The 11,304-nt window shown below is 71.5% G+C and carries 8 protein-coding genes; 3 read left to right on the top strand and 5 right to left on the bottom strand.

The features are described from left to right. Window positions 1-8: 8 nt before the first annotated feature. From AB0881_RS37610 to AB0881_RS37590, 5 genes are all read right to left on the bottom strand, one after another. Window positions 9-2,507, bottom strand: coding sequence for an FtsX-like permease family protein (locus tag AB0881_RS37610; protein WP_366625070.1), 2,499 nt, complete (start codon window positions 2,505-2,507; stop codon window positions 9-11). Then, on the bottom strand, window positions 2,504-3,298 hold the full coding sequence (locus tag AB0881_RS37605; RefSeq protein ID WP_366625068.1) for an ABC transporter ATP-binding protein: 795 nt from the start codon (window positions 3,296-3,298) through the stop codon (window positions 2,504-2,506). The genes AB0881_RS37610 and AB0881_RS37605 overlap by 4 nt, the downstream gene beginning before the upstream one ends. A 329-nt stretch (window positions 3,299-3,627) precedes the next feature. Beyond that, window positions 3,628-4,308: a response regulator transcription factor gene (locus AB0881_RS37600; protein ID WP_366625066.1), complete on the bottom strand. Its 681-nt coding sequence runs from the start codon at window positions 4,306-4,308 to the stop codon at window positions 3,628-3,630. A gap of 93 nt (window positions 4,309-4,401) precedes the next feature. After that, window positions 4,402-5,622, bottom strand: coding sequence for a sensor histidine kinase (locus tag AB0881_RS37595; protein ID WP_366625064.1), 1,221 nt, complete (start codon window positions 5,620-5,622; stop codon window positions 4,402-4,404). A gap of 151 nt (window positions 5,623-5,773) precedes the next feature. After that, on the bottom strand, window positions 5,774-6,688 hold the full coding sequence (locus tag AB0881_RS37590) for a PD-(D/E)XK nuclease family protein (protein ID WP_366625062.1): 915 nt from the start codon (window positions 6,686-6,688) through the stop codon (window positions 5,774-5,776). A 150-nt stretch (window positions 6,689-6,838) separates the two neighbouring features. On the opposite strand from AB0881_RS37590, the gene AB0881_RS37585 reads away from it, so the two are divergent. The 3 genes from AB0881_RS37585 to arc all read left to right on the top strand — a co-directional run bounded on the left by AB0881_RS37585 (window position 6,839) and on the right by arc (window position 11,161). Continuing rightward, a complete protein-coding gene (locus tag AB0881_RS37585) occupies window positions 6,839-8,014 on the top strand; it encodes a site-2 protease family protein (RefSeq protein WP_366625060.1) in 1,176 nt (391 codons plus the stop codon). A gap of 74 nt (window positions 8,015-8,088) precedes the next feature. After that, window positions 8,089-9,063 carry a tRNA (adenine-N1)-methyltransferase gene (locus tag AB0881_RS37580; protein ID WP_366625058.1) on the top strand — a complete coding sequence of 325 codons (975 nt, stop codon included), beginning with the start codon at window positions 8,089-8,091 and terminating at the stop codon, window positions 9,061-9,063. 334 nt (window positions 9,064-9,397) lie between these two features. Next, window positions 9,398-11,161, top strand: a complete 1,764-nt coding sequence (gene arc, locus AB0881_RS37575; protein ID WP_366625056.1) for a proteasome ATPase — start codon at window positions 9,398-9,400, stop codon at window positions 11,159-11,161. Window positions 11,162-11,304 lie beyond the last annotated feature (143 nt).

Here is an 11,304-nt window from a genome sequence, read left to right as displayed (position 1 = left end):
ACGCCGGGTCAGTCGGTGGAGATCGCCTTCAGGACGTCCATCCGGCCCGCCCGCCACGCCGGCCACAGCGCGGCGAGCACGCCGATCACGGCCGCGATGACCAGGTAGACGGCCAGGGTGCCGGCCGGGATGCTGAGGAGGCTTAGGCCCTCCTCGCGCAGCGCCCGCTGGAGCGCGGCGCCGAACGCCACCCCGATCCCGATGCCGAGGACCGCGCCGAACACCGCGATCACGATCGACTCCAGCCGGATCATCCGGCGCAGCTGGCGGCGGCTGATGCCGATCGCCCGCAGCAGCCCGATCTCCCGGGTCCGCTCGATCACCGACAGCGCCAGGGTGTTGACCACCCCGACCGCCGCGATGATCACCGACATGATCAGCAGCACGGTGAGGAACGACACGAACCCGTCGACCTGCTGGCGGGCCTGCTTCTTGACGCCCGCCTGGTCCCGCACCTCGGCGTTCGGGTGGTCGCTCAGCGCCCGCTCCAGCGCCGTGGTCGTCGCCGCGTTCGCGGCGGACGCGTCGATGAGGACGGCACCGACCGCGGTGCGGGCGGCGTGCGCCCGGTGCGCCTCCCCGTTGATCATCCGGGGGCCGAGGAAGTCGTTCTTCGCGTACACCCCGGTGACCTTCAGCGTCTCGGTCTTGCCGTCGCTGAACTGCACCGGCACCGCGGCGCCGACCGCCCAGCCCTGGGCGCGGGAGGTGTCCTCGTCGACGAGCATCCCGTCCCGGCCCGCCGGCAGCGCGCCCGACACCAGCTCCATCCGGACGCCCTTGGCCAGCGCGGCGGCGTCGCCCGCCACGTACGCGGCCCGCTCGCCCTTGATGTTGGCGTTGCCGGTGTAGTACGGCGCGGCGCTCTCCACGCCGGACACGCCCTTCACCCGGTCCACGACGTCGGTGCTGAGCCCGTTCAACCCGGTCGGCATCACGATGTAGTCGGCGCCGAACTGGTCGTCGACCTGCGCGTCCACCGACGTCCGCATCGAGGCGCCGAGCACGTTCACCGTCGTGATCAGCGCCAGGCCGATCATCAGTGCGGCGGCCGTGGCGGCGGTGCGGCGCGGGTTGCGCAGCGCGTTCTGCCGCGCCAGCCGGCCCGGCGCGCCCAGCAGCCGCGCCGCCGGCGCGCCCAGCACCCGGATCACCGGGACGCTGATCACCGGGGCGAGCAGCGTCACGCCGATGAACACCAGGAACGCGCCCGCGCCGACCGGGATCGCCGGGTTGCCGGCGTCACCGGCCAGCCCCAGCCCGATCAGGCCCGCCCCGATCAGGGTGAGCAGCGTGCCCAGCGCCAGCCGGATCCGCATCGACCGCTGCGGCAGCGCCACGTCGTCGCGCATCGCCGCCACCGGCGGGATCTTCGCGGCGCGGCGGGCCGGGAAGTACGCCGACACGACCGTGACGACGATCCCGACCGCGTACGACCAGATGACCGGGTTGGCGGTGAGGACCAGGCCGCCGCCGTCCTCGCCCATCACCTGCGACTGCAGCAGCGCCGCCAGCCCCGCGCCGGCCGCCAGGCCCAGCGTCGACCCGACCACGCCGACCGCGACCGCCTCGCCGATCACCGCCCGGGTGACCTGCGAGCGGGCCGCGCCGATCGCGCGCAGCAGCGCCAGCTCGCGGGTGCGCTGCGCGACCAGCATCGAGAACGTGTTGAAGATGATGAACGCCCCGACGAAGATCGAGATCAGGGCGAACACCAGCAGGAACGTCCGGAAGAAGCCCATGAACTCCGCGATGCCGCTCTTGGCGTCCTCGCGCAGCTGCGTCCCGGTGATCGCCTCCATGTTCGCCGGCAGCACCTTCGCGACCGCGGCGCGCAGCTCGTCCTCGGACGGGCCGCTCGACCCCATCTGGACGTCGGTGAAGTAGCCCGGCCTCAGCATCAGCCGCTGCGCCGTCGGCGTGTCGAACGCGGCGATGCTGGCGCCCATCATGTCGCCGCCGTCGAACACCCCGACCAGCCGCGCCCGCTGCGGCGGGCCCTGCGTCACCACCTGGACGGTGTCGCCGACCCGGTACCCCGCCTTCTCGGCCGTGCGGGCGTCCAGCGCCAACTCGGCGCCGCCCGCCGGGGCCCGGCCGGACGTCATCGCGTAGTCGCCGCCCGGATTCCAGTTGATCCCCATCTGCGGGGCGCCCTGACCGGAGACGATCTTGCCGTCCCGGCCGACGACCGCCGCGTACCCGGTGACGTTCCCGAACGGCTCCCTGACGCCCTCGACCTTCTTCAGCGTCTCCACCACCGACGCCGGCACCGGCTGCGCGGACTGCCCCGTGTCGGCCGGGTCCTCCACGACCTTCTTGGCCCGCACGTCCACGGCGACGCCCTTGCCGACGCTGTCGAACAGGTCGTCGAACTGCCGGTTCATCGTGTCGGTGAAGATCAGCGTGCCGGACACGAACGCCACCCCGAGGATGACCGCCACCGCGGTCAGCACCAGGCGGATCTTGTGCGCCGCCAGGTTGCGGAGCGTGACCTTCCCCATCATCGGGCCGCGACCCCCGGCAGCTCGAAGCCCTTCATGCGCTCCAGCACCCGCTCGGCCGTCGGCGCCGCCATCGAGTCCACGATCCGCCCGTCGGTGAGGAACACCACCTCGTCGGCGTACGCCGCCGCCGACGGGTCATGCGTCACCATCACGATCGTCTGGCCCATCTCCCGCACCGACGACCGCAGGAACCCCAGCACCTCCGCGCCCGACCGCGAGTCCAGGTTCCCCGTCGGCTCGTCCGCGAAGATGATCTCCGGGCGGGACGCCAGCGCCCGCGCGCACGCCACCCGCTGCTGCTGGCCGCCCGACAGCTCGCTCGGCCGGTGCCCCAGCCGGGGCCGCAGCCCCACCGTGTCGATCACCTGGTCCAGCCACTGCCGGTCCGCCTTCCGGCCGGCGATGTCCATCGGCAGCGTGATGTTCTCCAGCGCCGTCAGCGTCGGCACCAGGTTGAACGCCTGGAAGACGAACCCGACCTTGTCGCGCCGCAGCCGCGTCAGCTGCTTGTCCTTCAGCCGCGTCACCTCGGTCCCGCCGATGTGGACCTCGCCGGAGTCGACCGCGTCCAGGCCCGCCATGCAGTGCATCAGCGTCGACTTCCCCGACCCCGACGGGCCCATGATCGCCATGAAGCGGCCGCGCGGCACGTCCAGGCTCACCCCGTCCAGCGCGACGACCTGCGCGTCGCCCGAGCCGTACGCCTTGGCGACCCGGAGGGCGCGTGCGGCGAAGTCGCCCGCCCCCGGCGCGGAGTGCGCGTCAGCGGTCGATGGGGCGGTGTTCTTCACAGTGGAACTCCCTGGTCTGCATGGTGGGCCGGCATGGTCGATCCCACGCCGGAACCGGATGGTCTGTCGAACGGACGTGCGTGCCGGCGCCGAGAAGCACCGAGAGCGTCGAGAGCACCGCGTGCACCCGCCCGGGTGCACGCGGGCGACGCTCAGAACACACCCAGAACACTAGGAGGCCCGCGGCCCCCGCGGATGATCCCCGAGAACGGGCTTGCGGATCCGCCGTCCGGGGGAGACGCCCCCGCGGATCGTCCTTCCGGAGTAGGGGCGACCCCGGCACCCACCCCCGAGCCCGCCCCCGGAGTTCACCCGGGGCCGCCCCGAGGTCAGCCCTGGCCCGGCCGGCTCAGCCCCGTCTCGTACGCGTACACGACCGCCTGCACCCGGTCCCGCAGCCCCAGCTTGGCCAGCACGTTCCCCACATGCGTCTTCACCGTCGTCTCGCTGACCACCAGCGCCGCCGCGATCTCCGCGTTCGACTGCCCCCGCGCCACATGCGACAGCACCTCCCGCTCCCGCTCGGTCAGCGTGTCCAGCCCCGGCGGCGGCGTCGCGTCCCGCACCGCCGGCAGCCGCGTCGCGAACTTGTCCAGCAGCCGCCGCGTCACGCTCGGCGCCACGATCGCGTCGCCCTGCGCCACGATCCGGATCGCCTGCACCAGATCCTCCGGCGGCGAGTCCTTCAGCAGGAACCCGCTCGCCCCCGCCCGCACCGCCTCGATCACGTACTCGTCCAGATCGAACGTCGTCAGGATCAGCACCCGCGGATCATGCGACGCCGCCCCGTCCCGCACGATCCGCCGCGTCGCCTCGATCCCGTCCATGCCCGGCATCCGGATGTCCATCAGCACCACGTCCGGCAGCAGCGACCGCGTCAGCTCCACCGCCACCGCGCCGTCCCCGGCCTCGCCCACCACCGCGATGTCGGGCTCCGCCTCCAGGATCAGCCGGAACCCCGTCCGCAACAACGGCTGATCATCGACCAGCAGCACCCGTACGGCGTTCATCCGCCCACCCTCACTCGCCGGCAACCCGCCGCCACCGCGCTCATCGCCTCGCCCCTACCCATCCGATCCAGCCGATCCGGCCGCCCCGCCCGCCTACGCCTGCAGCGGGAACCGGGCACGAACCCCGAAACCGCCGCCGACCCGCGGACCGATCCGCAGCTCGCCGCCGTACAGCGCGACACGCTCGTACATCCCGACCAGGCCATGGCCCGGATTGTCGCCGTTGTCGGCGATGATCGTCGCGGTGCCACGCCCGTCGTCCTCGATCTCCACGGTCAGATCCTCATCGGTGTAGTGCAACCGCACCCAGGCCCGCGCCTGCGGCCCCGCATGCTTGAGCGTATTCGTCAACGCCTCCTGGATCAGCCGGAACGCCGCCACGTCCACCCCCGGAGACGGCGTCCGCGCCTCACCCTCGATCCACAACTGCACCGACAGGCCCGTCTCCCGCACATGATCCAGCAACTCCCCGAGATCGCCCAGACCCGGCTGCGGCGCCAGCTCGGCCCCGACCCCCTCCGAATCCCGCTCCGTCCGCAGCACCCCCACGATCCGCCGCATCTCGCTCAGCGCGGTACGGCCCACCTCCTCGATCGTGGTCATCGCCTCCCGCGCCCCCGCCGGATGACGATCCATGATCCGCCGCGCCGCGCCCGCCTGCACCGTCATCACGCTCACATGATGCGCCACCACATCGTGCAGCTCCCGCGCGATCCGCGACCGCTCCTCCACCCGCGCCGCCCGCGCGTCCGTGCCCCGCGCCCGCTCCAGCCGCGCCGCCCGGTCCTCCAGCTCCGCGAAATACGCCCGCCGCAACCGCAGATTCCGCCCCAGCACCCACACCCCGACCAGCAGCGCGTTGTCCGTCAGCACCGTGATCATCGCCAGGTCCTCCGGGAACGTCACCAGCAGCACGTTCACCGTCACCAGCGCCACCAGCCCGCCCAGCGCGCTCACCGCCAGCCCCCGGTGCGCCGCCACACTGTAGGCCGCCACCATGAACGCCACCAGATCCGGGATCGTCGGCGGATAACTCGCCAGCGTGATCAGCACCTCCGCCGCCGCGATCCACAGCAGCGCCGCCAGCGGCCGCGTCCGCCGGAACGCCAGCGCCATCGTCGCCGCCACCACCAGCAGCAGATGCCGAGGATCCGTCTCGGCGTAATGCCGCCCCAGCCCCTGCGGCAACTCCTCCAGATAAAGCTGCGGCAGCCCCACCAGCAGCAGCGCCAACGCCAGCGCGGCATCGGCCGCCTGCGGACGCGCCTTCAGGAAGGCACGGCAGGTACGCAGACCACGGATGCGGGGTGACACAACACTCACCCTAGGAGGTCGGACCAGGACCCGAGCCCTCCTGAACGCCGATCCGCGATCCTCCCCAAGGATGACCCCGCGACCCCGGCCCCGCCCCCCGCACCGGCCCGCACACGCCGCCGGCCGCCCGCGCCCCGCAGCCCCTCACACGTCACAGATCGTCCCGCTCCCGCCCCGCCGGCTCCAGATCCGCGGGAGACGGCCGATCCACCGGCGCCGCCGGCAGCGGCGGCGGCGTCCCCCCGAACCCCGGACACCGCGACTGATGATCACACCAGTCGCACAGCCGGCTCCGCCGATGCCGCCACTCGCCCGTCTCCATCGCCCGCCGGATCGCCGCCCACAGCGCCTCCACCTTCCGCTCCGTCGCCAGCAGATCCGCCTCGTCCGGCTCGTACCGCAGCACCTCGCCGTTCCCCAGATACATCAGCTGCAGCAGCCGCGGCACCCGCCCCTGCCGCCGCCACAGCACCAGCGCGTAGAACTTCATCTGGAACAGCGCCCGCGCCTCGAAATCCGCCCGCGGCGCCGCCCCCGTCTTGTAGTCCACGATCCGCACATCACCCGACGGCGCCACGTCCACCCGGTCGATATAGCCCCGCAGCTTCAACCCCGAATCCAGCACCGTCTCCACGAACACCTCACGCTCCGCCGGCTCCAGCCGCCGCGGATCCTCCAGCGTGAAATACCGCTCCACCATCGACCGCGCCTGCTCCAGCCACGCCGCCCGCTCCGCCTCACCCGACGCGCCCTCCCCGAACAGCGTCGCCAGCTCCGGCTCCGCCGCCAGCAGCCGCTCCCACTGCGGCCCCAGCAGCTCCAGCGCCTCCGCCGCCACCCGACGCTCCGCCGGCAGGTCGTACAGCCGCTCCAGCACCGCGTGCACCAGCGTCCCCCGCACCGCCGCCGCGCTCGGCCGCTCCGGAATCCGATCGATCACCCGGAACCGGTACAGCAGCGGGCACGTCATGAAATCCCCCGCCCGCGACGGCGACAGCGAACCGATCACCACCGGCCCCGTACCGCCCCGCTCGCCCGTCCCGGTGCCCGCCTCGGTGGTCGTCATGGCACAGCAGACTAGGACACGCCCCCGACGAAATCCCTTCGCCCCGCACCCCGCACCGCACCCTGCCCAGCCCCCGCACCACGCAGAACCCCGCACCCGGTCCCGTGCCCGATCACCAGACCGCCCGGCCAGGGCCGTAGCATCGAGGACGTGGCAGACAGCGCACCCCCGACCGAGCCCCCCACCCGGAACAAGCCCGCGGACCCGCCCCCCACCGGCCCCGGCCTGTTCATCGGGCGGCCCTTCGGCGTGCCCGTCTACGTCTCACCCAGCTGGTTCCTCGTCGCCGTCGTCGTCACCGTCATGTTCGAAGGCCAGGTCAACGGCGTCGTCGACCGCCCTGCCAGCTTCGCCGTCGCCTTCGCCTACGCCGTACTCCTGTACGCCTCCGTGTTCGTCCACGAACTCAGCCACGCCGTCACCGCCCGCGCCCTCGGCCTCCCCGTCCGCTCCGTCGTCCTCCACATCCTCGGCGGCGAGACCTCCATCGAAGAAGAGGCCCCCACCCCCGGCCGCGAATTCCTCATCGCCTTCGCCGGCCCCGTCGTCAACCTCGTCCTCGCCGTCCTCGGCATCCTCGCCCACCTCCTCCTCCCGCTCCCGCCCGTCGCCATGCTCCTCGTCGACGCCCTCACCTTCGCCAACCTCCTCGTCGGCGCCTTCAACCTCCTCCCCGGCCTCCCCCTCGACGGCGGCCGCCTCGTCCGCGCCGCCGTCTGGAAGGCCACCGGCCGCGCCTCCAGCGGCGCCGTCTTCGCCGCCTGGGTCGGCCGCGGCGTCGCCATCCTCTGCCTCGTCGCCGGCGCGTTCATGGCCACCTACCCCGTCCAAGGAGAAAGCGCCGCCTTCGGCTGGCTCGCCCTCCTCTGGACCGCCCTCATCGCCTCCTTCATCTGGGTCGGCGCCACCCAGACCCTCCGCACCGAGAAGATCCGCGGCCGCATCCCCGCCCTCCACGCCCGCCGCCTCGCCCGCCGCGCCACCCAGGTCACCGCCGACGTCCCCCTCGCCGAAGCCATCCGCCGCGCCCACGAACAGCACGCCGGCGCCCTCGTCATCGTCGACCACGACGGCCGCCCCCGCGGCATCGTCAGCGAGAAGGCCGTCACCGCCACCCCCGAGCAGCGCCGCCCCTGGATCCAGACCGGCGAACTCTCCCGCGCCGTCCACGACGGCCTCACCCTCCCCGCCGACCTCGCCGGCGAAGCACTCATCGACGCCCTCCGCCGCGCCCCCGCCTCCGAATACCTCCTCCTCGAACCCGACGGCCGCGTCTACGGCGTCCTCACCGCCACCGACGTCGACCGCGCCTTCACCGGCATCTGACACCAACCCGCAGGTTTCGGCCCCACCCCCGCGGGGAACAGACCAGTGCCCCCGGGCCGCTAGCCTTGACCGACATGAGCGAACCCACCCCGACACCCGGCGCCCCGGCCCAGCCCACCGCCACCGGCCGCATCCCCCACGGCCCCTTCCGCGCCGGCGACCAGGTTCAGCTCACCGACCCCAAAGGCCGCATCAACACCATCACCCTCCAGCCCGGCAAGGCCTACCACTCCCACAAGGGCGCCATCACCCACGACGAGATCATCGGCAGCCCCGAAGGCACCGTCTTCCGCTCCACCGGCGGCGTCGAATACCTCGCCTTCCGCCCCCTCCTCGCCGACTTCACCGTCCGCATGCCCCGCGGCGCCGCCGTCGTCTACCCCAAAGACGCCGCCCAGATCGTCGCCATGGCCGACATCTTTCCCGGCGCCCGCGTCGTCGAGGCCGGCGCCGGCTCCGGCGCCCTCACCTGCTCCCTCCTCCGCGCCGTAGGCGAACACGGCCTCGTCACCTCCTACGAACGCCGCCCCGACTTCGCCGACATCGCCCGCGCCAACGTCGAGAAGTTCTTCGGCGGCCCCCACCCCGCCTGGCGCATCACCGTCGGCTCCCTCGAGGACGCCCTCACCGAGACCGACATCGACCGCGTCGTCCTCGACATGCTCGCCCCCTGGGAATGCGTCGACACCATCGCCAAAGCCCTCATCCCCGGCGGCATGGTCTGCGCCTACATCGCCACCACCACCCAGATGTCCCGCATCGTCGAAGAACTCCGCGGCCACGGCGCCTTCGCCGAGCCCTACGCCTTCGAGACCATGCTCCGCAGCTGGCACGTCGAAGGACTCGCCGTCCGCCCCGACCACCGCATGGTCGGCCACACCGGCTTCCTCGTCACCGCCCGCCGCCTCGCCGACGGCGTCACCCCGCCCACCCGCCGCCGCCGCCCCGCCAAGGGCGCCCCCCTCCCCGCCCCCGGCACCACCCCCGCACCCCCCGCCGACACGCCCGCCACCGACGGCGACACACCCGCCCCCGCCGACGAGGCGTAGATCACAAACACCGCCCCGCGACCCCGCGACACGCGCGGCCCCCACCACCGCCGCAGGCCGTAACACACAATTCACACCCCCGCGCCACTACCACCCGCCCCCACCCGCCCCGGCACGGAAAGCGCCGAACCCGCCGCCCCGCACAACGGAATCCGCCGTTTCGACGCCCCACCCTCCCGCTACGGACATTCCGCGCGCCCCCCGAACCCCCCGCCCCGACCAGTCAAGATCCCCCCGGCACCACACGAGTACCGAACGGGCAGGTTACGGAAGCCCTCCAGATAGGTAGGGTCTCTGTAGGTCGTCGGCTCTCTTCGTGAGGAGGTGACGGGGCGTGGCCGCTCGTGACGATGCTGGGGCGCGCAGGGCGCAGCACGACAAGGAGGTCAGGGATCTCCAAACGCAGATCTCCTTCCTGGAGGAGGAGATCTCCGTGCTGCGCCGCAAGCTCGCGGAATCCCCGCGCCAAGTACGTGTTCTGGAAGAACGTCTCCATGAGGCACAGGCCAACCTGGCCGCCGTGACAGGCCAGAACGAACGCCTCGTGGCGACGCTCAAAGAAGCCCGCGAACAGATCGTGGCGCTCAAGGAGGAGGTCGACCGGCTGGCCCAGCCGCCGTCCGGCTACGGGGTGTTCCTCGAAGCCCGCGACGACGGCACCGTGGACATCTTCACCGGCGGACGCAAACTGCGGGTCAACGTCAGCCCCGCCGTGGACGCCGAAGAACTCCAGCGCGGCCAGGAGGTCATGCTCAACGAGGCGCTCAACGTCGTCGAAGCACTCGAATTCGAAGAGCAGGGCGAAGTCGTCATGCTCAAGGAACTCTTCGACGACGGCGAACGCGCACTGGTGATCGCGCACGCCGACGAGGAACGCGTCATCAAGCTCGCCGAACCGCTCCGCGGCGTACCGCTGCGCGCCGGCGACTCCCTCATGCTCGAACCCCGGTCCGGATACGCCTACGAAAAGATCCACAAGGCGGAGGTCGAAGAACTCGTCCTCGAAGAGGTCCCCGACATCTCCTACGACGAGATCGGCGGACTCAGCGGGCAGATCGAAATGATCAGGGACGCCATCGAACTTCCCTACCTGCACGCCGACCTCTTCCGCGAACACCAGCTCCGCCCGCCCAAGGGCGTACTGCTCTACGGCCCCCCCGGCTGCGGCAAGACCCTCATCGCCAAAGCCGTCGCCAACTCCCTCGCCAAGCAGGTCGCCGAGAAGACCGGCCAAGAGGGCAAGAGCTTCTTCCTCAACATCAAGGGCCCCGAACTCCTCAACAAGTACGTCGGCGAGACCGAACGCCACATCCGCCTGGTCTTCCAGCGCGCCCGCGAAAAGGCCTCCGCCGGCACCCCCGTCATCGTCTTCTTCGACGAGATGGACTCCATCTTCCGCACCCGCGGATCCGGAGTCTCCTCCGACGTCGAGAACACCATCGTCCCGCAGCTCCTCAGCGAGATCGACGGCGTCGAAGGCCTGGAGAACGTCATCGTCATCGGCGCCTCCAACCGCGAAGACATGATCGACCCCGCGATCCTGCGCCCCGGCCGCCTCGACGTCAAAATCAAGATCGAACGCCCCGACGCCGAAGCCGCCAAGGACATCTTCTCCAAGTACATCCTCTCCGGCCTCCCCCTCCACCCCGACGACGTCAAGGAGAACGACGGCAACGAGGGCGCCACCGTCGACGCCATGATCCAGCGCGTCGTCGAACGGATGTACACCGAAAGCGAGGAGAACCGCTTCCTCGAGGTCACCTACGCCAACGGAGACAAGGAAGTCCTCTACTTCAAGGACTTCAACTCCGGCGCGATGATCCAGAACATCGTCGACCGCGCCAAGAAGATGGCCATCAAGCAGTTCCTCGACACCGGCCAGAAAGGCCTGCGCGTCGCCCACCTGCTCGCCGCCTGCGTCGACGAGTTCAGCGAGAACGAAGACCTCCCCAACACCACCAACCCCGACGATTGGGCCCGCATCTCCGGCAAGAAGGGCGAACGGATCGTCTACATCCGCACCCTCGTCTCCGGCACCAAGGGCTCCGAAGCCGGCCGATCCATCGACACCGTCGCCAACACCGGCCAATACCTGTAACAACAGCGCAAACACGAGCAGACAACCGCACGACGACCGACCCACGGCGCGGCGGCCACCGGTGGGGTGGCCGGGTCGACGAGCGTGACCAGCAGGCCGCCCTCGATCCACCGGTTGAGCATCGAGTACGAGGGCTGGTGGAT

This window comes from Spirillospora sp. NPDC029432, assembly GCF_040703975.1.
In the GTDB taxonomy this organism is placed as follows: domain Bacteria; phylum Actinomycetota; class Actinomycetes; order Streptosporangiales; family Streptosporangiaceae; genus Spirillospora.
The sequence above is the reverse complement of the archived record's forward strand: the minus strand, read 5'-3'. Positions and strand labels throughout refer to the sequence as shown.